Here is a 24,584-nt window from a genome sequence, read left to right as displayed (position 1 = left end):
GGTTTATGGGTTATTTTATAAATTTTATTGTAAGTGGATAATGATACATTTCACCTTTGTTAGCTTTCATAGCCGCTATAATTATCAGCGCTATTTTAATAAGAGCAACAATACTTACTATTGAAGCAAATCCAAAAAAACCGAACAATCCTCCATGTCCATGGTACCCACCAAAGTCAATATCTATACCATCAAATCCGTTAAAAATTCTTCCGAAGAAAAAAGGAATAAAAGAAAGACCTAGTATAAAAATATATAGACTATAGCTTATGTTAAAATTAACAGCTTCTTTACCATGCTCATCTAAAAAAGTACTTCTCTCTTTTAAGGTTTGCCATAATATAAGAGGAGTAATAATACTGCCTAAAGGAAATAAATACCCTGCAAAAGCAGAAATATGTATTAAAAAAGCATTGGTGTTTTGATTGTTATGTTGCATAGTGAAATGATTTATATAATACTTTACATTGCAAATATATATCTTTTAAAAGGTATTATGCAATACATAGTACTAAAAATTAACAAAATTTAACATTTGAATCTAATGATATAATTAAAGAAAAAGCTGTACATTGCTTGTAAATACTGAAAAAAATGAAGTTTACACCTCGAAAAGTTAATATCTTTTTATTATTTAAATTACCATCAGCTTTTTTTACAGGAGTGCGATTAAAGTCTCTTACTAATAATACAGCAGTGGTTAAAGTAACCCATAGATGGGTAAATCAGAATCCTTTTAAGTCTATGTTTTGGGCAGTACAAGGAATGGCATCAGAGTTATCGACTGGTATTTTGGTGATGAAAGAAATAGATGCCTCTAACAAAAAAATTTCGATGTTGGTAACTAACATGAATGGAACTTTTACAAAAAAAGCAGTGGGGAAAGTTCGTTTTGAATGTAATGATGGAGAGTTGATAAGAGAAACAATACAAAAAGCAATTGATACAAAAGAGGGGCAAACGGTAATTGTTAGGTCGGAAGGTTTTAATGAAGAAGGTATTTCTGTTTCGAAGTTTGAATATGAATGGAGTTTAAAGGTAAAATCGTAACAAAAAGAAAGTTTTGATGTCTAATAAATAGAAAAAACAAAAAATTATGAATGCACACGAAATAGATTATCGCATTTTTGGAGAAGAAATGCAGTATGTAGAAATAGAATTAGATCCGCAAGAAGGAGTAGTTGCCGAAAGTGGTAGCTTTATGATGATGGATGCTGATGTAAGGATGAATACAATATTTGGAGATGGATCTAATCAAGAAAAAGGCTTGTTAGGAAAGATTTTTTCTGCAGGAAAACGAATCTTAACAGGGGAAAGTTTGTTTATGACGGTATTTACAAATGATGGTCAAGGAAAAAAGCAAGTTTCTTTCGCATCACCATATCCAGGAAAAATAATTCCGATTGACTTAACTGAGTTTGGAGGTAAGTTTATTTGTCAGAAAGATGCTTTTTTATGTGCAGCTAAAGGTGTGTCTATTGGTATAGAGTTTTCAAAACGTTTAGGAAGAGGTCTTTTTGGAGGAGAGGGATTCATTATGCAAAAAATGGAAGGTGATGGTATTGGTTTTGTTCATGCAGGAGGTACTATGGCAAAAAAGGTTTTACAACCTGGTGAAGTTTTAAAAGTTGATACAGGTTGTATTGTAGGTTTTACCCAAGATGTTGATTATGATATTGAGTTTGTAGGCGGTATAAAAAATACCATTTTTGGAGGTGAAGGATTGTTCTTTGCAAAATTAAGAGGTCCTGGAACGGTATATATTCAATCATTACCATTTAGTCGATTAGCAGGTAGAGTGTTGGCAATGGCTCCACAAACAGGAAAAGGTGATAGAGGAGAAGGAAGTGTTTTAGGAGGCTTAGGAGATATCTTAGATGGAGATAATAGATTTTAAAATTATTGATTTGATTATATAAACTAAAAAAAGCCGCTAAATTTAGCGGCTTTTTTTAGTTTATGATAATAAGGTTTAGATACCTAACTCTTCAAACATATTAATTAATCTCTCTCCTTCTGATGGTGCAGGAGCGTTTGGACTTACAATATTACCATCAGGATCAATGATGATAAATCTTGGTAAACCTTTAATTAAGAAATTTTGAGCCCAGTCTAAATTTAAGTGACTATCTCCAGCCATTAACTGTATACCAGTCATTTCTCTATCTTGAATGGTTTCTTTCCATTTTTCGTCATTCCCTTTAGCATCAACATTAATACTTACAAACTCAATGTTTTTACCATGGTATTCTTGCTCTAATCTCTTTAATAAAGGGATTTCTCTTTTACAATAAGCACACCAAGTAGCCCAAACATCAATATATAAGTACTTTCCGTGGCCTAATAAATCATCTAAAGAAGTTGTACCACCATCATAGTTTACATAATCTTTAAACTTAGGAGCAGGTTGTCCTTTAGCAGTGGTTTTTAATAATTCATAATCTTCAGTAATTTCTTTTTTATGTACTTCATTAGTAGAGTAGGCCATAAACTTTCTATAAAACTCTTTTAAATCACTAGTATATGTAATACTATTTTGAGCACTTTTATATAATAAATCGTTTTTAGCGATAGTATCAGTTACTTCAGTATGAACAGTTTCTAAATAAGTTAAATATAAATCTTCACCTTCTTTGTTTTCTTCTTTAGCTATTTTAGAAAGTTGGTCTCCTAACATTGCTCTGTAGAAGTAAGAAGTTGCATAGTCACCTCCACTGTAGTTAAAGTTTTCTAATGGGTCAGGAAAATCTTCTGAAATTTCAAAGTCTTTATTACCTGTTAATGTTCTATGGTAATCTTGATAGTTGTACAAGTTTCTTAAACATTCATAATCAATGTTTTTAACTTCTTTTTTTAAGAAATCTGCAGGTAATTGTTTAGAAATAGAAGCTTCAGTTACTGCATCTTTGTACTCATTGGTTTTTGCTAAAAATTCATCTTCTTCTAAAGCAAAGTATTTGTTAGCACTAACAAGTATTTCAGGCCAAGTCTTTTGCTTTTCATGAAGATAACTATTAATTTTTTTGTTAGTACCTTCAAAGTTAATGAAGTCAGGGTTATCGTAATCAAATACAATACCTGCATCATCTGTCTTCGTTAAATATAAATTGACAGCTTTAATAGGTTTAGTATTATAAACTAAGGTATAATAACCTTCTCTATTAATTCTAAGGGTATCAACAAAAGAACCAGTTTTTCTGTCAAATTTAATTTTCTTTTCAAATTGAAAACCATTTAGAGTAATATTTCTTTTTTTAAGGTTATCAATTTTACCAGTTAAAACTAAGTAGTCTTTAACAGGTTTTTCTTCTTTTTTACATGAAATTATCGTAACTCCTAAGAGGACTAAAAGTACTAGTTTTTTCATTGTTTAATGTTTAGTGAGAATATGGTGTTTAAGGCGCCGAAGTTACTTTTTTTAACTTTTTAATCAAAAAAATTAACATTTTATTTAAACGATACTCTATTTTTTACAATAAATCACCTTGAAGTTTTATCTTTTTTTTGGTTCTTTGTACACCTTAAAAATATTAAAATGGATACTACACATATAATAAATTCACAACCAGTTGGTTTAGAAGATATTCATAGTATTGTATTACTAGATAAAAAGCTTTCTTTATCAGAAGAGTCAAAAGAGAAGATCTTAAAATGTCGTACATATCTTGATGAGAAAATGAAAACTCATAGCGACCCTATTTATGGAATTAATACTGGGTTTGGTTCGTTATGTAATGTTAAGATTAGTGGAGATAATTTACAACAGCTTCAAGAAAACTTGGTAATGAGCCATGCTTGTGGAACAGGAGACGAAGTACCACAAGAAGTTGTGAAATTAATGTTGTTACTAAAAATACAATCATTAAGCTATGGTCATTCAGGAGTTCAATTGGCAACTGTAGAGCGTTTGATAGAGTTTTATAACAACGATATTTTACCAGTTGTATATACGCAAGGTTCATTGGGAGCTTCTGGAGATTTAGCACCGTTAGCTCACCTTTCATTACCGTTAATTGGTCTAGGAGAGGTACACGTTGCAGGAGAACGAATTTCTGGAGAAAACTTATTAGAAAAATTTGGTTGGGAGAAAATAAACTTACAATCAAAAGAAGGTTTAGCGCTATTAAATGGAACTCAATTTATGAGCGCCTATGGTGTGCATAACTTATTAAAGGCTTATAAACTTTCTTACTTAGCAGATGTTATTGGATCTGTTTCTTTGGAAGCTTTTGATGGAAGAATAGAACCATTTAATGAGTTGATACATTTGGTACGTCCACATAACGGACAATTAGCTACCGCTAAACGTATTAAGGAAGTATTAGAAGGAAGTGAGTTAATTCAACAACCAAAAGAGCATGTGCAAGATCCTTACTCATTCAGATGTATGCCTCAGGTTCATGGAGCAACAAAAGATACATTAGAGTTTGTGAAGAAAACATTTATTACAGAAATAAACTCGGTAACAGATAATCCGAATATTTTTGTAGATGAAGATATTATTGTTTCTGGAGGAAACTTCCACGGACAACCGTTAGCTTTGGCATTAGATTATTTAGCTATTGCAATTGCTGAATTGGGAAATATTTCAGAAAGAAGAACTTATCAGTTAGTCTCTGGTTTAAGAGGGTTACCTGACTTTTTAGTATCTAACCCAGGATTAAATAGTGGATTTATGATTCCACAATATACTGCGGCTAGTATTGTAAGTGCAAATAAACAATTCTGTACACCATCCAGTGTAGATTCTATTGTATCGAGTAATGGACAAGAGGACCATGTAAGTATGGGGGCTAATGCTGCTGTTAAAGCTAAAAAAGTAATAGATAATGTATGTTCAGTATTAGCTATTGAGTTAATGAATGCTTCTCAGGGGCTTTCTTTTAGAGAGTATAGTACTTCTGAGTTTTTAGCTTCTTTTGTAAGTATGTTTAGACAAGATGTGCCTGTAGTGAATGACGACAGGGTGTTGCATAATGATATAAAGAATGCAGAAAACTTTATCAATAACTTAACTATTGAGGTTGATGAACTATTTTAAGTAATCATCAAATAAATTAATATAAAAAAGCTCAAATTGTAAATTTACAATTTGAGCTTTTTATTTGTACTGCTTACACCATAGATTTATTACAATAAGTAGCTTTTTCAAAATCTCTAATATTAATAGAAATAATTGGAACTTCAGGAAACATTAATTTTAATTCAGTAACAATCTTTTCTGAAAGATTCTTTTTTTGAGCAGTGTTTCTTCCTTCCATAATATTAGCAAAAATATGGATAAAATCATCACTAGTATTTCCCACAGTATAGTACTCAAAAGGGTTAATTCTTACCTTAATATCTCTTTTATCAAAAAGATTTGTTGATTCTGCTGTATCATAAACTTTTTGAATAATCTCTTTAGGTGATTTTAATTTGATAATGTTTTCAGAGCAATCAATTACAAAATGTGGCATAATTATTTTTATTTAGTTGTATTGTATAAGGTTATGAATCAAATAACTTTTAGCTACATACTATGTGGCAATTTAATAGTAACTTCAAACGAAGTTGAATCTGTTATAATTTAGGTTGTAAGTGGCTAGATAATTTTTTCTGCTAATAGTTTATTTTTTAGCACGTTCTACCAATTCTAACTGTTCTATTTTAGCTTCCGTAGTAAACAAACCGTAATTAATAAACGCTTTCTTCTTTTCTATTTTATCAATGGTTCCTACAGCGTTTCCGTCAATTAAACGAACTCTGTCATTTACTTTAAAAATATAGGCAGCTCTTTCTTTTGCAATTTTTTCCGCTTCTTTTTTCTTTTCTTCTCGAACCTTTACAACTTTTTGAAGCACTTCCTTTTCTACTTTTTTAATTGCCTCCTGTTGTTTTTGTGTAGCAACTTTGTCTTCTTTCTTTTCTGTTTTGGTTTTCTTTTTAGGTGGATTTTTCTTTATATACTTGGTCTTTTCTGCCATTGCCCATTTAAAAAAACTAGCAGAAAGCTCTTTTTTATTATTTGTTTGGAAGTATTTATTAAGCATTTCATTAATATTCCTTCCTAAAGATAACATACGTTGGTTGTTATCGTATAATTCTTGAAAACCTTCTAGCTTTTCACGTATTTTAAGCTCTTTCTCTTGTAAGTTTTCAATATGCTCTTGTCCTTTAGATTTTTGTTTGTTTAAACTTTCAGAAGTTTTTTGCAAACGATTTCGCTCCTTTTGAAGTTTAGAAATTGTTTTGTCTAAACGAACTTTTTCAGTTTCAACGCGCTTTTTAGCACGGTTAATTAAACTATATGGAATTCCGTTTTTCTGTGCTACCTCAAACGTAAAAGAACTTCCTGCTTGCCCTATGTACAATTTGTATAAAGGTTCTAAAGTACGTTCGTCAAACTGCATATTAGCATTGGTAACATTATCTAACTCATCTGCCAATACTTTTAGGTTGGCGTAGTGAGTGGTTATAATTCCAAAGGCTTTCTTTTCATAAAACTCTTCTAAGAAAATTTCAGCTAAAGCACCTCCTAATTCAGGATCTGAACCCGTACCAAATTCATCAATTAAAAACAAGGTGTTATCGTTACACTTTCTTAAAAAGTAACGCATGTTTTTTAATCGATAACTATAGGTACTTAATTGATTTTCGATAGATTGATTATCACCAATATCAGTTAAGATAGTATTGAAAAGAGTGGTTTCACTACGTTCATGAACAGGAATCAATAACCCACTTTGTAACATGACTTGTAACAAGCCAATTGTTTTAAGTGTAATACTTTTACCACCAGCATTTGGTCCTGAAATAACAATAATTTGTTGTTGTTCACTTAATTGAATGGTCTGCGGAATAGTTTCAATATCCTTAGCCTTATTTTTTTGCCATAAAATAGGATGAAAAGCATTTTTTAGAAAAACCTTTTTTTCCTTCGTAATTTTAGGAAGTAGTCCGTTGATGCTCTTAGCATATTTTGCTTTAGCACCCACCACATCTAAATGTGTTAAAAACGAAACATACTCATTTAATAGCGGAGTATAAGGGCGTATTTCAGTAGCTAGACTCCTTAGTATGCGTACTACTTCTTGCTTTTCTTCATACAAAAGGTTTTGTAATTCTCTACTGTAAGCCAACGTGGCTTGTGGAGCGATATATACAATGTTTCCTGACTTAGAAGAACCTAATAAACTTCCTTTAACCTTACGTCTGTGCATAGCTAAAACAGCTAACACACGTTGATTGTCAATAACGGTTTCTTTAATATCATCTAAATATCCACTCGATATATTTTTACTCAAAGCGCGAGAAAAGCTTTCAGAAATTTTACCTCTTACGGAACCAATTTCTTTTCGTATTTGTTTTAAAGCTGTAGAAGCATTATCCGCAACCTCACCATAGGGGGTAATAACTTTTTTAATATTATCTACAATAACCGTGGTGAACTCAACTTCATCACTTAGAGAAAATAGCGTAGGATAGTAGGTTTGAAACTTCTTTAAAAACTTCTTTTGTTCATTTACTGTTTCTGAAACTGATGAAACTTTTAAGAAACCATCTGTTTCTAAAAAACTATTTTCAATAGCAAGTCGTTTAATTTCCTCAGAAATATCTTCAAAATAATGATTCGGAATTCTGTTTTCGTTTTCAAAAGAAGACAGATATTCATTCACCATATTCAACTCAAAAAATAACTTTTTTTTGTTTGAAATAGGCTGAATTAGCATTGTTTTTTCTTTTCCTAAATTTGAAATACAATGCGTTGCAACTTGTTCTAAAACTGTTGTAAACTCTAAATCTTGAAGTGTTTTTTCTGTAATGTTTTTAGTCAAAATAGTATATTTGAAACCACGACAAAAATAACAAACAATGCAAGTAAAAATTAATGATAGCTGGAAAAATATTTTACAACCTGAATTTGAGAAACCATATTTTGAAAATCTTACTGAATTTGTTAAAAATGAATATTCAAACCATATGTGTTACCCAAAAGGATCAGATATTTTCGCAGCGTTTGATTTTTGTGCGTTAGATGATTTAAAAGTGGTGATTTTAGGGCAAGATCCATACCATGGAGTAGGGCAGGCAAATGGATTGTGTTTTTCGGTACATGATGGTATTACACATCCACCATCATTAATTAATATTTTTAAAGAAATTGAAAAGGATGTAAATATTCCATACCCAAAAAGTGGCGATTTATCCCGTTGGGCAAAACAAGGGGTGTTGTTATTAAACGCAACTTTAACCGTAAGAGCAGGGGAGGCAGGAAGCCACCAAAAGCAAGGTTGGGAACAATTTACTGATGCCGTAATTCAGAAAATTTCTGAAGAAAAAAAGGATGTTGTGTTTTTACTTTGGGGAGGTTTTGCTAAGAAAAAAGCAAAGCTTATTGATAAAAATAAGCATCATATTTTAACCTCGGGCCATCCATCACCATTAAGCGCTAATAGAGGATATTGGTTTGAGAACAAACATTTTTCTAAAACCAACGATTTTTTACAAAGTAAAGGTACATCAACTATTCAATGGTAATTTCGGGTAAAATAGTTTTGTTGTAGTAGGGTAAAATAATAGCATCTAACATATCTTCAGTAACATCAGGGTAATGAACTTCAACAACTTTGTTAGTATTAATCCATTTTTCAATTTTAGGAAGCTGTTTTCTACTCAATTTTTTTACAACAGTAACTCCCATTTCTTTTAAAGTAACAGCATTACATTGTTGTTCGTATTGATTTTTCATAGGAATAACCAATAGTTTTTTACGTAAATACAACGCTTCAGTAGGTGTTGCAAAGCCTGCTCCGCAAATTATTCCTTTTGAAGAAGCCATACTTCGGATAAATGCATCGTCGTTAATTGGTAGGATTGTAATATTATGAAAAAATTGATGTTCTTTTGTTTTCTTAGAAAAGACTTGCCACTTTATGTCTTTTATTTTTGAAAGTACTTTGACTATTTTTTCATCGCTATAAGAAGGTAAATACACAGTATAATGTCCTTTGTTTGTAATATTTCTATAGCGAATTTCTTTACGGATTATAGGCAAGAAAGTAGAAGACGAGTGTGTTTTAAAATGAAAACCGAATTTATTTTTTGCGGGTGCGTAATATTTAATGATTAAACGTTCTAATCTAAACTTTTTAAAAGCTGAGTTTTTCTCATTTAATAAAGCATTTTGGTTGCTTAATGAAATAATAGGTACATTTCTAAAAAGACATGCCCAAGCAGATATTGGTTCAAAATCGTTAATGACCAAATCGTATTCTTTTACAGGTAACGTTTTAATTTCTTTGTAAACTTTCTTTAGGTTTAAGTCTTTTAAGGTGCTAATTAGGTCGATTCCACCCTTTTTACCAAAAACGAAGCCTAATCCATGTAATTTATATTTTATGTCGAAAGGAAGCTCTATTTCGTATTGAGATCCACTAACCAGTACATCAACATCACCACGTCTCTGTAAATGTGGGATTATCTCTAAGGCTCTACTTGCATGTCCATTTCCAGTTCCTTGGAAGGCGTATAATATTTTCATCTTTTTTAATTTTTTATTATTGGTTGTTTTCAGAAAATTACCTATTAAGTAGGTACTGACTATTTCCTAACATAATGCCCATTATTGGCTTCATAGTTATTGGGTTTTAATATTAAACTCTTTGAGGAGCTCTGTAAAAAGTTCGCTATTATTGTGTTCAGAACTAATTAGCTCTAAATCTTTTACAGGGTAGTCTAAATGAATATTTTTAGCTATCTCATCTTTTTCGTATTCATATAAAGACCATGTTTTGTTTTTATATTCTAAAGCTGTTAAATTTTCAATCCAATCGCCAGAGTTTAAGTAAGTGGTGCTTCCTTTTTCAGTTTCGATAGTTCTTATTTCTGGTTGATGAATATGTCCGCAGACTACATAATCATACCCTTCATCAATAGCAATATCAGCAGCAGTAGTTTCAAAATTATTAATAAATTTAATGGCACTTTTTACGCTGTTTTTAATTTTTTTGGAGAAGGAGAGCCTGCCGTATCCTAGTTTATGACTTACCCAGTTTACAACCGTATTAATAAGGATTAAAAAATCATAACCCATTCCGCCTAATTTCGCAAGCCACTTAGAATGTTGCATGGTTACATCAAAAACATCTCCGTGAAAGAACCATCCCTTTTTACCATCGATATCAAGTACTACCTTATTCACAATTTCAAAGCTTCCTAAGCGAAAACCTTTAAACCTGCGTAACATTTCATCGTGATTTCCTGTGATATAGTAAACTTTTGTTCCAGAGGTAATAAAGTTCATCAGTTGCTTGATGACTTTCATGTGAGGTTTAGGGAAGTAACGTTTGTTAAACTGCCAAATATCAATAATATCACCGTTTAGAATCAATATTTTCGGATTGATGGTTTTTAGGTAATTATGAAGTTCTGTAGCTCTGCAACCAAAAGTTCCTAAGTGAACATCTGATATTACAGCAATATCTAATTTACGTTTTTTGTGTTTTTTCATTCTAAGTATACTTCGATATGTATCAAAGTTACTTTTCGAATGTTTTTAAAAAGTGAAGTGATTATAAATTATTGGTAATGAAATCTTTACTAAAAAGTGTGGTAAAGGTTATGTAAAAGTAAAAAGCTCGGTTTTACCGAGCTTTTTATATATAGTTTGTTTAAAAAAGATTACTTGTTGTACAATACCCATTCTCCTTTTTCTAATAAAGGAATAGCTTGCTTGTACTTAACCTCTTTTTCTTCACCAGACATTACATTTTTGATAGTAACTTTTTCGTTACGACCAATTTTTGGTTGTTCACGAACAATAGTTTCTACAGCTTGCTGTTCTTGTGTTTGTTGATTACGAGCATTGCTAATAGCTTGCTGTGTTGAGTTTTGAACCTCGTCTTTACGTAAATCTAATTGCTCACGTTGTTGTTCACGAGCTTCTGATACTTGTGAAGCTTCTTGACTTGGTAATTTTCCTTTGAATAAGAAAGATAATACCTCTTTGTTGATTTTATCAATTGTTTCTTGGAACAATTCGAAAGCCTCAAATTTATAAACTAATAAAGGATCTTTTTGTTCGTACGTAGCATTTTGAACAGTTTGTTTCAACTCATCCATTTTACGTAAGTGATCCTTCCAGTTTTCATCAATAATCGCTAAAGTGATGTTTTTTTCAAAATCATTAACTAATGACTTACCTTCACTTTCGTAAGCTTCTTTTAAGTTGGTAACTACTTGTAGTGTTTTAGAACCATCTGTAAAAGGAACTACGATGCGCTCATAACGATCACCTTCATTTTCGAAAACATTTTTAATTACAGGGAACGCATTTTCAGCATTTCTTTCAGCATCGTTTTTGTAGTGTTCTGTTACTATTTTGTATAGCTTGTCAATTAAATCTTGCTCTGATGTTTTATTGAATTCTTCTTCAGAAAAAGGAGAAGTCATTGCAGAGAAACGGATTAATTCGAATTCAAAGTTTTGGAAGTCTTTTGCTTCTTTGTTTTTTCTGATAATTGAATCACAAGTATCATAAATCATATTTGCAATATCAATTTGTAAACGTTTTCCATCTAAAGCATGACGACGACGCTTGTATACAAACTCACGTTGTGCGTTCATAATATCATCATACTCTAATAAACGCTTACGAATACCAAAGTTGTTTTCTTCTACTTTTTTCTGAGCTCTTTCAATAGATTTTGAAATCATAGAGTGCTGAATAACTTCGCCCTCTTTTAATCCCATTCTATCCATCATCTTCGCAATTCTTTCTGAACCAAATAAACGCATTAAGTTGTCGTCTAAAGCTACATAGAATTGAGAAGAACCTACATCCCCTTGACGTCCTGCACGACCACGTAACTGACGGTCTACACGACGAGAATCATGACGCTCTGTACCAATAATAGCTAAACCACCTGCAGCTTTTACTTCCTCAGATAATTTAATATCGGTACCACGACCAGCCATGTTTGTTGCAATGGTTACCACTCCAGGTTTACCAGCTTCAGCAACTACATCTGCTTCTTTCTTGTGTAATTTTGCATTTAATATATTGTGAGGAATCTTACGGATTTGTAACATTCTTCCTAATAATTCAGAGATTTCAACAGAAGTAGTACCTACTAGTACTGGTCTTCCTTCTCCAACTAATTTTACGATATCTTCAATTACAGCGTTGTACTTTTCACGAGTAGTTTTATAAACTAAATCTTGTTTGTCGTCTCTTTGAATTGGTTTGTTTGTTGGAATTTCAACAACATCTAATTTGTAGATTTCCCAGAATTCACCAGCTTCTGTAATTGCAGTACCTGTCATACCAGATAGCTTACGGTACATTCTAAAGTAGTTCTGTAAAGTAACGGTAGCAAACGTTTGCGTAGCGTCTTCAATCTTCACATTTTCTTTAGCTTCAATTGCTTGGTGTAATCCGTCAGAGTAACGACGACCGTCCATAATACGACCAGTTTGCTCGTCTACAATCATTACTTTGTTATCCATTACCACATATTCCACATCTTTTTCAAAAACAGTGTATGCTTTTAAAAGTTGGTTCATGGTATGAATTCGCTCACTTTTTACACTAAACTCACGGTACAATTCCTCTTTTTGATCAGCTTTTTCTTCAGGAGTAATGTCGCTATTATCTATTTGACCAACTTTTACACTAATATCTGGTAAAACGAAGAATGTTTCATTTTTTGTAATATCAGAAAGGTGTGCAATACCTTTATCAGTTAAATCAATTTGGTTGTTTTTTTCTTCAATAGTAAACCATAATTCTGCATCAACTTCAGGCATTAGCTTGTTGTTGTCTTGCATGTAAAAGTTTTCAGTTTTTTGAAGGATTTGTTTAACTCCTTCTTGAGATAAAAACTTAATTAAGGCTTTATTTTTAGGAAGACCTCTGTAAACTCTTAATAATAAGAAACCACCTTCTTTAGTGTCTCCTTCTTTAATTAAACGTTTAGCTTCTGCTAAAACACCTACTAGATATTTATTTTGAAGTGAAACTAAATCGGCAACTAGAGGTTTTAATTCATTAAATTCGTGACTATCTCCTTGTGGTACTGGTCCAGAAATAATTAACGGCGTACGAGCATCATCAATTAAAACAGAATCTACCTCATCAATAATAGCATAGTTTGGTGCACGTTGTACTAAATCTTTTTTAGAGTTAGCCATGTTGTCACGTAAGTAATCAAAACCAAATTCATTGTTGGTTCCATAAGTGATATCGGCATTATAAGCTTCTCTACGTGCTTCTGAGTTTGGCTGATGGAAATCAATACAGTCAGTAGACAACCCGTGGAACTCAAAAATAGGAGCCATCCACGCGCGGTCACGTTTTGCTAAGTAGTCGTTTACTGTAACAACGTGAACTCCGTTACCTGTTAAAGCGTTTAAGTATACAGGTAGAGTAGAAACTAACGTTTTACCTTCCCCTGTCATCATTTCAGCAATTTTACCTTGGTGTAAAACTGACCCACCAATTAACTGAACATCATAATGAATCATGTCCCAAATAACCTCTTTACCTGCAGCATCCCATGAATTAGCCCAAAAAGCTTTGTCGTCTTCTAGTGTAATATGTTCTCTAGTAGCAGATAACTCTCTATCGAAAGGAGTAGCAGTTACTTCTAATTCTGTGTTTTTGGTAAAACGCTTCGCAGTTTCTTTTACAACTGCAAAAGCCTCAGGCATGATGTCTAATAAAACAGCTTCTGAAGCTTCGTAAGCTTCGTCTTTTAATTTATCAATTTCTGTATAAATGTCTTCTTGACGATCAATATCTGCACTTTTAGCTTCTTCCTCAAGTTCAGTTATCTTATCGTTAAAAGATTTGGTAGCGTCTTTAATTTTCGATTTAAATTCGATTGTTTTTGCCCGTAATTCATCATTTGATAAACTGTTTAATGAATTTTCAAAAGATCGTACCTTTTCGACGATCGGTTGTAGTGATTTTAGGTCCTTTTGTTGTTTGTCTCCAACAAATAGTTTTATAATCGAATTTAAAACGCTCATTTGTAAAATATTGTTTTATAGCTAATTAAGTTGTTTTTAATTAGCGTTTTTTGTGTTTTTTATTGAGTGCTTAAAAGTAAGCAAAAAAAAAGCCTCTGTAAAAGAGACTTTTTATTATTTATTTTTTCTAGTATTCATCTTCATTCCAAAGATAATCTTCTTCAGTAGGGTAATCTGGCCAGATTTCAATAATAGAATCGTATGCCTCACCTTCATCTTCGATATCTTGTAAGTTTTCTACCACTTCTAACGGTGCTCCAGTACGAATAGCGTAATCAATTAATTCGTCTTTAGTTGCAGGCCAGGGTGCATCTGCTAAATAAGATGCTAATTCAAGTGTCCAATACATTTCTTTATCTGTTTAATAAGATTTTCCGCAAAAATAATTTTTTTTTGTAAAAAGTCAAGTTTTTTTTAAAAAATGTGAAATCAATAATTAAAGAACTTAGTTAAAGCTTTTCAGGAATCCATTTAATTTCCTCAGCTTGTAAGTCTTGAGTCAACTTCCGTGCCAACACAAAAAGGTAGTCAGAAAGTCGGTTTAAATACTTTAAAACAGTATCGCTAATTGTTTCTTCTTCGTTTAAAGCCACGGCTAATCGTTCCGATCTACGGCATACGCAGCGTGCTATGTGACAAAATGACACGGTTTGGTGACCGCCTGGTAATACAAAGTGTGTCATTTGAGGTAGATCCTTATTCATAAGGTCAATTTCGTCTTCTAAAAACTGAATTGAGTCTTCATTAATTTTAGGAATGTTTAAGCGTTCTTTACCACTTTTTAAAGTTTCCTTTTCTGGTGGTGTAGCTAACATTGCACCTAATGTGAATAAATCGCTTTGAATTTTTGTTAATTTCTTTTTTAGAGCGTCATCAATGTTTTGATCTCTAATTAAGCCAATATATGAGTTAAGTTCATCAACAGTTCCATAGCTTTCTATTCTTAAATGGTGTTTTGGTACTCGAGTGCCACCAAATAGGGCAGTGGTACCTTTATCACCTGTTTTTGTATATATTTTCATATGTTTTTTACTAGTTTGATTATTTTTTTAAGACAGCTAATTTATCTAAAATATAATCAGGACAACGCATAGGTTTTTTTGTTTTATTGTTAATAAATGCTAACACAGTATTTCCAGTTGAAATTAGTTCGTTATTTTGATTGGTAATTTCATAGTCGAATTCAATTTTTACTGAAGGTGTTTTTTTTAAAATGGTTGTAATGGTTAACTCATCGTCATATAATGCCGACTTTTTAAAGTTACAAGATAAAGAAATAACAGGCAACATGATTCCTGTTTTTTCCATATATTTGTATGTAACGCCCAGAGAACGTAGCCATTCGGTACGACCAATCTCAAAAAATTGTGCGTAGTTTCCATGATAAACTACTCCCATTTGATCAGTTTCAGCATACCGAACACGTATAGATGTGTGATGTTTTTGCAAAAGAATTTTTTGTTTTAATTGCATTAACGATACGCAAAAAAAAAATAAAAGTCAATAGTGATTTGATTTTTTTATACTAAAATTTATTCACACTTTTGTTCGCCCAGACTTTCATGTTTGGTGTCCCCTAAACCTGAATAAAAATTAACAACTAAAATTGTTTTTTACCAATATGACTAAAACAGCCGATTCAGTTTGGATGGAATGCTTGTCTTTTATTAAGGATAACATTAAGCCACAGGCATATAAGACTTGGTTCGAGCCGATAAAGCCTATTAAATTGGCAGGGGAAGCTTTGACAGTTCAAGTACCAAGTAAGTTTTTTTACGAGTGGTTAGAGGAGCATTACATAAAACTGTTAAGAGTAGCTTTGGTTCGTCAGTTAGGAAATGATGCTAAATTAATTTACGATGTACGTATGGAGAATACGTATAGTAGCAATAGCCCTCAGACTGTAAAAATACCTAGTTCAAACCGTAATCCTTTAAAACCGCAAAAGGTAACAGTTCCGTTAGAGTCAAAACGAGAACTTAAAAACCCATTTGTTATTCCGGGGTTACAAAAGGTGAAAATAGAATCTCAACTAAATCCAAATTATAATTTTGTGAATTTTGTTGAAGGAGATTCTAACAGATTGGCACGTTCAGCAGGTATGGCTGTAGCAAATAAACCAGGTGGAACTTCATTCAACCCATTATTAATATATGGAGGGGTTGGATTAGGAAAAACACACTTAGCACATGCTATAGGTGTTGAAATAAAAGATAAATACCCAGATAAAACGGTACTGTATATTTCTTCTGAAAAATTTACACAACAGTTTATTGATTCTGTAAAATCAAATACTAGAAATGATTTTATTCATTTCTACCAAATGATTGATGTCTTGATTATTGATGATGTGCAGTTTTTATCAGGAAAAGCAGGAACACAAGATGTGTTCTTTCATATTTTTAATCACCTACATCAAAATGGAAAACAGGTTATTTTAACTTCGGATAAAGCACCTGTTGATATGCAAGATATCGAACAACGTTTACTTTCTCGTTTTAAATGGGGATTGTCAGCTGAACTACAAGCACCAGATTACGAAACAAGAGTTTCTATTTTACAAAACAAATTGTACAGAGATGGTGTTGAAATGCCTGAAGAAATTGTTGAGTATATAGCAAAAAATATCAAATCTAATGTTCGTGAGCTAGAAGGAGTGATAATTTCAATGATAGCTCAAGCTTCTTTTAATAGAAAAGAGTTTACAATTGAATTAGCAAAACAGATTGTAGACAAATTTGTTAAGAATACGAAAAAAGAATTGTCTATTGATTACATTCAAAAAGTAGTATCAAAATACTTTGATATGGATGTGGCAACCTTACAATCTAAAACACGTAAACGTCATATCGTACAAGCGCGTCAGTTAGCTATGTATTTTGCAAAACGTATGACAAAGTCATCATTAGCAAGTATTGGAAGTCAAATAGGAAAAAGAGATCACGCTACTGTGTTACATGCGTGTAAAACTGTTGATAATTTGACTGAAACTGATAAGCAGTTTAAAAAGTACGTAGAAGACTTAACAAAAAAGTTAACTTTATAAACAACGAACCTCACCTAGTGAGGTTTTTTTATGAGTATGAAAAAAATATTAATGGTTTGTTTAGGAAATATTTGTCGATCTCCTCTTGCTGAGGGAATTTTACAATCTAAATTATCCTCAGAAAATTTTACAGTAGATTCGGCTGGTACTTCGGATTATCATGTAGGTGAATTACCTGATGGTCGCTCTATTGAAGTAGCTAGAAAATACGGGATTGATATTACAAATCAACGTTCAAGAAAGTTTGTAAAAGCTGATTTTGATAATTTTGACATGATTTTTGCTATGGATCAAAGTAATTATGGTGATATTGTAGCTATGTCTGAAAATCAAGAGCAGCATGAAAAAGTAAAAATGATTTTGAACGAATTACATCCTAAAGAAAACAGGAATGTTCCAGATCCGTACTATGGAGGAGATCAAGGTTTTGAAAATGTGTACAAAATGTTAGATGAAGCGTGTGAAATTATAGCTTCAAAATTAGAACAGAAATAATGAAAGGTAAATTATACTTGATTCCTACAACGCTAGGGGATACTGAACCATTGGAGGTAGTGCCGTTATCAGTAAAAAAGGTGGTAGAACAATTAGATTACTTTATTGTTGAAAACGAAAAATCAGCTAGAAGGTTTATTAAAAGAATTACACCAACAAAATCGCAACCTTCATTGGAGTTGATGTTATTAGATAAGTATTCAGATGATTTAGAAACCAAGAATTACTTAGATGCCTGTGAAAAAGGAATATCTGTTGGTTTACTTTCTGAGGCAGGAGTACCAGCAGTGGCAGATCCAGGTGCAAGTATTGTGAAGTTAGCGCATCAAAAAGGAATTCAGGTAGTTCCATTGGTAGGACCTTCTTCTATTTTGTTGGCAATTATGGCTTCTGGTATGAATGGGCAGAGTTTTGCGTTTAACGGATATTTACCTATTGATAAGTCAGACAGAAAAAAAGCAATTAAAGATTTAGAGAAGCTTTCAAAAGAAAAAAATCAGTCACAGCTTTTTATCGAAACTCCTTACAGGAATGAAAAAATGTTAGATGATTTACGCGCTACTTTATCTCCTGATACAAGGGTTTGCGTGGCGTGTGATATTACACTTCCAACAGAGTATATTAAAACACTAACGGTAAAAGAATGGAAACATGTAAAAACTGATTTACATAAACGACCAGCAATCTTTATCATCCATAAATAAAAAAAAGCATCGATTTAATCGATGCTTTTTTTTATTTGTTTTCTTATTAATTAAACCGTTGGTTTTTTATTGGCTTTGATGTTGGAAACATCATAACCAGCAAACTTTTTAAGGTATGATTGTATAGAGGTTCCATAGGCATCATTAAAACGGATAGACCCGTTTGAACGTAAGAACTTTTTTACATTACCTGCACCACTTAAATGTGCTGCTGCTAAAATACCAGATTCGGTTATTTTAACACCATTAATGGTTTTGCCAACACTTCTCTTAATGTCTTTTCTTAAAATCCATTTGTTTAATTTACAATAAGCAACAAATGTACGTTCTTGTAATTCAGGGTTTTTAAGAAAATGAGTGGTGTTGTAAATTCTAAATCTTTTTAGGGTTTCTTTACCAAATTGGTATTTCCCTAAATATCCAAGTGTGTTAACTACTCTATACTTACCTTGTGATTCTTTAAAAGCTAAAGCTTCTTTAAATCCTACAAAATCATTTAATAAAAAAGGAATGTTAACCTTTTCTACCTTATGAATTGGTATTGGCGTTGTTGTAGTAGTTTTTTCTTTTTTAGCTGTAGCCTCTGTAAAACTGGTTAATAATACAAATCCTAAAAATACTAATACTAAATGTCTGATAATTAAATACTTTCTGTTTAGCGCTGCAAAGATACGGCATTTTTTTACAACAGACTATAAATCAATAATTTACAGTTTTTTAACTATTGATGATAAAGTTGTTTTCCTGTGTTTTTTTTAGGTAAAAAACAAAAATAAATATCTTTTATTAATCTTTTGGTAATGTTTTGTTGAAATTGATAAGAATAAAATTTTGTTAATTTATCTCTTTATACCTTGTTGATTTATCCATTGTTGATATTTCACTGCATTTCTATTATGTTGTGCTAAAGAATTCGCAAATTCATGAAAACCAATCTTATCAACACTTGCGCACATATAGTAATAATTGTGTTTTTGATGGTTTAAAACAGCATCAATAGATGAAATATCTGGCATTGCAATCAGAGTAGGAGGAAGTCCTGTGTTTTTATAAGTATTGTAAGGGGAGTCTATTACTAAATCTTTGTTTAAAACCCTTTTTACAACAAAATCTTGCCCTTTAACTTCTTTAATTGCATATATAACTGTTGGGTCGGCTTGTAAAGGCCAATTATCTTTTAATCTATTTAAATATAAACCAGCAACAATAGGACGTTCTACTTTTTTAGCTGTTTCTTTCTGAACGATAGAAGCTAGAGTAATTACTTCTTCTTTTGAAAGGTTTAGTTTTTTAGCTTTATCTAATCTAGCAGAAGTCCAAAAACGATTGTATTCGCGTAACATTTTATCACGGAAGTTTTCAGCAGAAGTATTCCAATAAAACTCGTAGCTATTAGGGATGTACATTCCTAATGCAGATTTTTTAGAAAACTTATTGGTAGCTAAAAAAGAAGGATCTTGCATAGCTTGTAATAAAGCAATAGAGTCTGCTTCAATTTGTTCAGCAATTCTTCCTGCTAATTTTTCTAAAGTATCTTGATTATTGAATGATAAGGTAATTGGAGTTTGATTTCCACTACGTAAAAGGTTTACAACATCATTCATGTTCATCCCTTTTTTTAATAGATATTTTCCACCTTTAGGTTTGGTGAATTTTTTCTTTTCTGCAACCCAAACAAAATTTTCAGGATGTTTAACAAAATCAGAAAGTTGTTTTTTTACATCTACAAAAGAAGCATTAGAACCTATATATATAGCCCCATCTTTAGTAACTGCTTTACCAAATATTTTTTGATAGTAGTTAAATCCAATAATTCCACCAATTAAAAAAATGGTGGCAATACCTCCTAAAATAATTTTCTTATTCATTTATTAATTGAAATAATAGTTCGTCTTTGTATGTTCCGTTGTAAAAAATCCAATCTTTCTTTACTCCAATTAGCTTAAAATTTTGCTTTTCAAAAAGGTGTAAGCTATTGGTATTATCATTTGTAATGTTTGCATATAATTGGTGTAAATGCAAATGTGTAAAGCAATAGTTAATTAGTAATTGTAAAGCTTCAGAGGCAAATCCCTTCTGCTGAAAGTCAGGATGGATCAAAATTCCGATACCAGCTCTTTTATGTTGCGGGTTAAAATCGAACAAATCTATCATCCCAATAGATTTACCAGTCACTTTATCTTCGATAACTAATCGTAACTGTTTAGCTTCAAAAATATCTAAGTGAGCGTTTTCTAAATATTGTTTTAATAAAAATTTAGAAAATGGAGCTTGTGTATGACTTACTTCCCAAAAAGACTCATTGTTTTCTATTTGAAATAAAAACCCTAAATCTTCAGGTTCTAAAGCTCTTAACTTGATATATGTTCCAGTTAACGTATGCACTAAATATTTATTTTGCCTTTAAATACAAAAGTAGCTGGTCCTTTTAAAAAGACCTCAGAATAGATTCCGTTTTGTTCTTTAAAAGAAACTTCTAATTCTCCACCCTCAACAGGTAAAATAATAGAAGAGCTATTTGTTTTTTTGGTTGCATGCATGGCTATGGCAACGGCAGTAACACCAGTACCACAAGCTAAAGTTTCATCTTCAACTCCTCGTTCGTAGGTACGTACTTTAAAAGTGTTGTTAGCTATTTGTTGTACAAAGTTAATATTACTTCCTTCAGAACCATAAATTTCATTTCTAATTTCTTTTCCGTTTGAAAAGACATCATAATTAGCAAGATCGTTTACCAACTGAACATGGTGTGGAGACCCTGTATTGGTAAAAACGTATTTGTCAAAAATATTCACCTTGTCAACATCAATCATTTGTAAAGAAACCAGGTCGTTAGAAATAGAGGCATGATGCAATCCATCAATAGCAATAAAAGTAGTTTCAGTTTCGAAAAGTCCAAGTTTATGAGCAAAAGCTACAATACAACGACCTCCGTTACCACACATAGTACTTTCATTACCATCAGAGTTGTAATATACCATCTTAAAATCGGTAGTATTATCTTCTTCAAGTAAGATAAGACCATCAGCTCCGATACCGAAATTTCTATCACATAATTTTGCAATTATGTCAGTTTTATTTTTTGGAAAGGTTTTTGAACGATTATCAATCATGATAAAATCGTTACCAGTTCCTTGGTATTTGTAAAATTCTAAATCCATAATAATGGACAAAGATACATATTTTATGAAGTAAAGAGGATTGTTAAATAGCGGTTAAAATCAGTTAAATAGAAGTTAAACACATTTACTTGAAATGTTAAAATTGTATATTTGGAGTATAAAATTTTGTAAGCATATGAAGAAAATTATTGGAACTTTAGGAATTGCGATTTTAGGAGGCGCAATAGCACTTGCAGGATATAAAGCATTGATAGAAGAACCGCAGGTGATTGTAGAAAAAGCGGTAGAACCAACAATGCAAACCGTAAAGGCAAGCTATACGCCAACAGTAATAAACTCAACATCAATACCAACCGATTTTACAGAAGCAGCAGATAAAACAGTACATGCGGTGGTACATGTTAAAAATACCTCAATAAGAACACAACAAAACCCGTTAGCAGAATTATTTTATGGTAGAGGAAGTGGAACGAGAAAGTACCAACAAGTAGGTACAGGAAGCGGCGTAATTATTTCTCCTGACGGGTATATTGTAACCAACAATCATGTAATTGAAGGAGCAAGCGATATTGAAATTACGTTAAATAATCAGAAAAAGTTAAAAGCAACTTTAATAGGAGCAGATAAAAGTAACGATATCGCTTTATTGAAAGTAGAAGCTGATTTTGAATTGCCTAATTTACCTTTTGGAAATTCTGATAATATTAAGGTAGGAGAATGGGTCTTAGCAGTAGGGAATCCTTATAATTTAACATCTACTGTTACTGCAGGTATTGTAAGTGCAAAAGGACGTGATTTGGATGGAAACACCAATATAGACTCGTTTATTCAGACAGATGCAGCTGTAAATCCTGGTAATAGTGGAGGAGCATTGGTAAACACACGAGGTGAGTTAATAGGAATTAACACAGCTATTTCATCAAGAACAGGTTCTTTTATAGGGTATTCGTTTGCTGTGCCGTCAAACATAGCTAAAAAAGTAGTAGATGATTTGTTAGAGTTTGGAGCGGTACAACAAGCTGTTTTAGGAATTAGTATAGATCCAGGAACAAAAGACATTGAAGGAGTAAGAATAGGGGAAGTTTTAGAAGAAGGAGGTGCTAAAAAAGCAGGATTAAAAGAAGGAGATGTTATTACGAAAGTAAACAATGTGAAGATTTCTAAGTTCTCAGACTTAAAAGGACAGTTAACAGCAAAAAGACCTGGAGAATACGTGAATGTAATAATTGACAGGGATGGAGAAGAGCTTACCAAAGTAGTTAAGTTAACTAAACTTATAAAGTTGCCTGTAAGTAGAGTTTTAAAAACCGAGTTTGAAGATCTTACAAAAGAGGATAGAAAAAAGTTTAAATTGGACGGAGGAGCGAAGATAAAGAGTACTCAAAATATGGCATTCAAACAGTTTGAAGTTGGAAAAGGGTATATTTTAACTAAAGTTAACGGAAAGAAAGTTATGTCAGCAAAAGAGGCTGTTAATATGTTAGATAGTGTGTACGGAAGTGGAAATAGACTTTTGTTAGAAATGGTTAGCCCTTCTGGTCAAATAGAAAGATTTAGATACTAGTTACAGGTTAAAAAACTCTAGAATATATATACTTAAAGAAAAAGCCTTGTTAAAATCGTTTTAACAAGGCTTTTTCTTTTATAAAACCAACAAAAAATAAAGAAGAAATACCTATTTTTGCACAAATTTTTTAATTTTAGTTAACACACAACTATGTCAACAATAACAAATTACGAAAAAGAAGTAGTAAATCAAGCGCAAGTTCGAAGAGCTACGGTTGAGTTTATTAATATCGTTAACGATTTATGGTACGATAAATCTATCGAGTTAGTATTATTTAGAAATCCATTAGTAGATAAAAGAGCTAGTGAGGTTTTAAACTTAATCGATTACGCTAAAGAGTTTGTAGCGAAGCCAATAACAATAGAAGATGCTTTAGAAATAGCTAAAGCAATTCAATCGATTGATTTACCACCATCAAAATTAGATATTGGTAAATTAGCTTACGAATTTCACTTACAAGATGATGCATCAGCAGATAAGGTAGCTTTTGTAAAAGAGCAACTAAAAGATGCAACTGAAGCAGAAAACATTCAACCAAAAGATGTAGTATTATACGGTTTTGGACGTATTGGTCGTTTACTAGCTCGTGAGTTGAGTAGTAAGATGGGGAAAGGTTCTCAATTAAGATTAAGAGCAGTAGTTACTCGTGGTAAAATAGATCAAACAGTATTAGAAAAAAGAGCTTCTTTATTAAGTGTAGACTCTGTTCATGGAGATTTCTTAGGAACAGTTCAAGTAGATGCTGATAATAATGCATTAATCATTAATGGTACAACTGTTTACATGATTTCTGCAGCACAACCTGAAGATATTGACTATACGAAATATGGAATTAACGATGCGTTAATTATTGATAACACAGGAGCTTTTAGAGATGAAGAAGCATTAAGTCGTCACTTAAAAGCAAAAGGAGCAAGTAAAGTATTATTAACAGCTCCAGGAGCAGGTGTGCCAAACATTGTGCACGGAGTAAATCATGAAGAAAATAATCCTGATAATATAGATATTTTCTCAGCAGCTTCATGTACAACTAATGCTATTACACCAGTATTAAGTGTGTTAGAAGATAACTTCGGAATTAAAAAAGGACACTTAGAGACAATTCATGCATATACAAATGATCAAAACTTGGTTGATAATATGCATAAGAAATACCGTAGAGGTAGAGCAGCAGCTTTAAATATGGTAATTACCGAAACAGGAGCAGGTAAAGCAGTAGCAAAAGCATTGCCAGCATTAGCAGGTAAATTAACTTCAAGTGCCATTCGTGTACCAGTACCTAACGGATCATTAGCTATCTTAAACTTACAATTAAAAACTCCGGCAACAGTTGAATCTGTTAACGCTATTATGAAGCAATACGCTTTAGAAGGAGATTTAGTAGAGCAAATTCAATACTCATTAAGTAATGAATTAGTGTCTTCTGATATTGTAGGGACAACAGCTCCTTCTATTTTTGATAGTAAAGCAACTATTGCTGATGGAGATACTATTGTAATCTACGTATGGTATGATAACGAATATGGTTATTCACACCAAGTAATGCGTTTAGCAAAGCATATTGCTAAAGTACGTCGTTATACTTATTATTAAAATAAAGTTAAAAACAGATAAAAAAAGCCGAAGCATTGATTTGC

General features: G+C 32.0%; 23 protein-coding genes. 9 read left to right on the top strand and 14 right to left on the bottom strand.

From position 1 onward, the window contains the following. Positions 1 to 10: 10 nt before the first annotated feature. A complete protein-coding gene (locus tag ACTPNM_RS12395; RefSeq protein ID WP_274640484.1) occupies positions 11 to 439 on the bottom strand; it encodes a DUF4870 domain-containing protein in 429 nt (142 codons plus the stop codon). A 155-nt stretch (positions 440 to 594) separates the two neighbouring features. Between ACTPNM_RS12395 and ACTPNM_RS12390 the strand changes: the two genes are divergently transcribed. Both ACTPNM_RS12390 and ACTPNM_RS12385 read left to right on the top strand, forming a co-directional pair. After that, the gene (locus ACTPNM_RS12390) at positions 595 to 1,050 is read left to right on the top strand and encodes a DUF4442 domain-containing protein (RefSeq protein ID WP_274640483.1); all 456 of its coding nucleotides are present in this window, start codon (positions 595 to 597) and stop codon (positions 1,048 to 1,050) included. 46 nt (positions 1,051 to 1,096) lie between these two features. Then, positions 1,097 to 1,897: a TIGR00266 family protein gene (locus ACTPNM_RS12385; protein WP_274640482.1), complete on the top strand. Its 801-nt coding sequence runs from the start codon at positions 1,097 to 1,099 to the stop codon at positions 1,895 to 1,897. Positions 1,898 to 1,972: 75 nt separating this feature from the next. Here the strand turns inward: ACTPNM_RS12385 and ACTPNM_RS12380 are convergent, their stop codons facing one another. After that, the gene (locus ACTPNM_RS12380; RefSeq protein WP_440122112.1) at positions 1,973 to 3,367 is read right to left on the bottom strand and encodes a TlpA family protein disulfide reductase; all 1,395 of its coding nucleotides are present in this window, start codon (positions 3,365 to 3,367) and stop codon (positions 1,973 to 1,975) included. A 168-nt stretch (positions 3,368 to 3,535) separates the two neighbouring features. Between ACTPNM_RS12380 and hutH the strand changes: the two genes are divergently transcribed. Beyond that, complete coding sequence (gene hutH / locus ACTPNM_RS12375) at positions 3,536 to 5,041, top strand: histidine ammonia-lyase (protein ID WP_440122110.1); 1,506 nt, start codon at positions 3,536 to 3,538, stop codon at positions 5,039 to 5,041. A gap of 73 nt (positions 5,042 to 5,114) precedes the next feature. Here the strand turns inward: hutH and ACTPNM_RS12370 are convergent, their stop codons facing one another. Next, complete coding sequence (locus tag ACTPNM_RS12370; RefSeq protein ID WP_440122109.1) at positions 5,115 to 5,459, bottom strand: 5-carboxymethyl-2-hydroxymuconate Delta-isomerase; 345 nt, start codon at positions 5,457 to 5,459, stop codon at positions 5,115 to 5,117. A 150-nt stretch (positions 5,460 to 5,609) separates the two neighbouring features. Beyond that, the gene (locus ACTPNM_RS12365) at positions 5,610 to 7,817 is read right to left on the bottom strand and encodes an endonuclease MutS2 (protein ID WP_440122108.1); all 2,208 of its coding nucleotides are present in this window, start codon (positions 7,815 to 7,817) and stop codon (positions 5,610 to 5,612) included. A gap of 37 nt (positions 7,818 to 7,854) precedes the next feature. Here ACTPNM_RS12365 and ACTPNM_RS12360 point away from each other — a divergent pair, with 37 nt between their 5' ends. Next, positions 7,855 to 8,520, top strand: coding sequence for a uracil-DNA glycosylase (locus ACTPNM_RS12360; protein WP_440122107.1), 666 nt, complete (start codon positions 7,855 to 7,857; stop codon positions 8,518 to 8,520). On the opposite strand, the gene ACTPNM_RS12355 is transcribed toward ACTPNM_RS12360, so the two are convergent. The 6 genes from ACTPNM_RS12355 to ACTPNM_RS12330 form a co-directional block, all read right to left on the bottom strand. Next, a complete protein-coding gene (locus ACTPNM_RS12355) occupies positions 8,507 to 9,523 on the bottom strand; it encodes a glycosyltransferase family protein (RefSeq protein WP_440122106.1) in 1,017 nt (338 codons plus the stop codon). The genes ACTPNM_RS12360 and ACTPNM_RS12355 overlap by 14 nt on opposite strands. 96 nt (positions 9,524 to 9,619) lie before the next feature. Further along, on the bottom strand, positions 9,620 to 10,492 hold the full coding sequence (locus ACTPNM_RS12350; protein ID WP_440122105.1) for a UDP-2,3-diacylglucosamine diphosphatase: 873 nt from the start codon (positions 10,490 to 10,492) through the stop codon (positions 9,620 to 9,622). 170 nt (positions 10,493 to 10,662) lie between these two features. Beyond that, positions 10,663 to 14,013: a preprotein translocase subunit SecA gene (secA, locus tag ACTPNM_RS12345; protein WP_440122104.1), complete on the bottom strand. Its 3,351-nt coding sequence runs from the start codon at positions 14,011 to 14,013 to the stop codon at positions 10,663 to 10,665. A 127-nt stretch (positions 14,014 to 14,140) separates the two neighbouring features. Further along, the gene (locus ACTPNM_RS12340; RefSeq protein ID WP_047789198.1) at positions 14,141 to 14,362 is read right to left on the bottom strand and encodes a DUF2795 domain-containing protein; all 222 of its coding nucleotides are present in this window, start codon (positions 14,360 to 14,362) and stop codon (positions 14,141 to 14,143) included. A gap of 100 nt (positions 14,363 to 14,462) precedes the next feature. Then, positions 14,463 to 15,035: a cob(I)yrinic acid a,c-diamide adenosyltransferase gene (locus tag ACTPNM_RS12335; protein WP_440122102.1), complete on the bottom strand. Its 573-nt coding sequence runs from the start codon at positions 15,033 to 15,035 to the stop codon at positions 14,463 to 14,465. 19 nt (positions 15,036 to 15,054) lie between these two features. Next, entirely contained in the window at positions 15,055 to 15,462 is a 408-nt protein-coding gene (locus ACTPNM_RS12330; RefSeq protein ID WP_274640472.1) for an acyl-CoA thioesterase, read from the bottom strand. A gap of 172 nt (positions 15,463 to 15,634) precedes the next feature. Here ACTPNM_RS12330 and dnaA point away from each other — a divergent pair, with 172 nt between their 5' ends. The 3 genes from dnaA to ACTPNM_RS12315 are packed head-to-tail and all read left to right on the top strand — an operon-like array spanning position 15,635 to position 18,258. Further along, positions 15,635 to 17,059 (top strand): chromosomal replication initiator protein DnaA, encoded by a 1,425-nt coding sequence (gene dnaA / locus ACTPNM_RS12325; protein WP_274640471.1) that lies wholly within the window; start codon positions 15,635 to 15,637, stop codon positions 17,057 to 17,059. Between the two features lie 36 nt (positions 17,060 to 17,095). Beyond that, positions 17,096 to 17,554 carry a low molecular weight protein-tyrosine-phosphatase gene (locus ACTPNM_RS12320; protein WP_440122101.1) on the top strand — a complete coding sequence of 153 codons (459 nt, stop codon included), beginning with the start codon at positions 17,096 to 17,098 and terminating at the stop codon, positions 17,552 to 17,554. Beyond that, the gene (locus ACTPNM_RS12315; protein WP_440122100.1) at positions 17,554 to 18,258 is read left to right on the top strand and encodes an SAM-dependent methyltransferase; all 705 of its coding nucleotides are present in this window, start codon (positions 17,554 to 17,556) and stop codon (positions 18,256 to 18,258) included. The genes ACTPNM_RS12320 and ACTPNM_RS12315 overlap by 1 nt, the downstream gene beginning before the upstream one ends. 50 nt (positions 18,259 to 18,308) lie before the next feature. On the opposite strand, the gene ACTPNM_RS12310 is transcribed toward ACTPNM_RS12315, so the two are convergent. The 4 genes from ACTPNM_RS12310 to dapF form a co-directional block, all read right to left on the bottom strand. Continuing rightward, entirely contained in the window at positions 18,309 to 18,899 is a 591-nt protein-coding gene (locus tag ACTPNM_RS12310; RefSeq protein ID WP_440122838.1) for a peptidoglycan-binding protein LysM, read from the bottom strand. 198 nt (positions 18,900 to 19,097) lie between these two features. Further along, the gene (gene mltG / locus ACTPNM_RS12305; RefSeq protein WP_440122099.1) at positions 19,098 to 20,126 is read right to left on the bottom strand and encodes an endolytic transglycosylase MltG; all 1,029 of its coding nucleotides are present in this window, start codon (positions 20,124 to 20,126) and stop codon (positions 19,098 to 19,100) included. After that, positions 20,119 to 20,643, bottom strand: coding sequence for a GNAT family N-acetyltransferase (locus tag ACTPNM_RS12300; RefSeq protein WP_440122097.1), 525 nt, complete (start codon positions 20,641 to 20,643; stop codon positions 20,119 to 20,121). Before ACTPNM_RS12300 ends, mltG begins: the two co-directional genes overlap by 8 nt. Beyond that, positions 20,643 to 21,419, bottom strand: coding sequence for a diaminopimelate epimerase (gene dapF, locus ACTPNM_RS12295; RefSeq protein ID WP_440122095.1), 777 nt, complete (start codon positions 21,417 to 21,419; stop codon positions 20,643 to 20,645). The genes ACTPNM_RS12300 and dapF overlap by 1 nt, the downstream gene beginning before the upstream one ends. Positions 21,420 to 21,555: 136 nt before the next feature. On the opposite strand from dapF, the gene ACTPNM_RS12290 reads away from it, so the two are divergent. Beyond that, entirely contained in the window at positions 21,556 to 22,944 is a 1,389-nt protein-coding gene (locus ACTPNM_RS12290; protein WP_440122093.1) for a trypsin-like peptidase domain-containing protein, read from the top strand. A gap of 153 nt (positions 22,945 to 23,097) precedes the next feature. Continuing rightward, on the top strand, positions 23,098 to 24,540 hold the full coding sequence (locus tag ACTPNM_RS12285; RefSeq protein WP_274640459.1) for a glyceraldehyde-3-phosphate dehydrogenase: 1,443 nt from the start codon (positions 23,098 to 23,100) through the stop codon (positions 24,538 to 24,540). The last annotated feature ends 44 nt before the right edge of the window (positions 24,541 to 24,584 follow it).

It is taken from the genome of Tenacibaculum sp. Ill (assembly GCF_051938915.1).
GTDB classification, from domain to species: domain Bacteria; phylum Bacteroidota; class Bacteroidia; order Flavobacteriales; family Flavobacteriaceae; genus Polaribacter; species Polaribacter larymnensis.
Note: the sequence above shows the minus strand (reverse complement) of the source record. Positions and strands in the feature narration are given on the sequence as shown.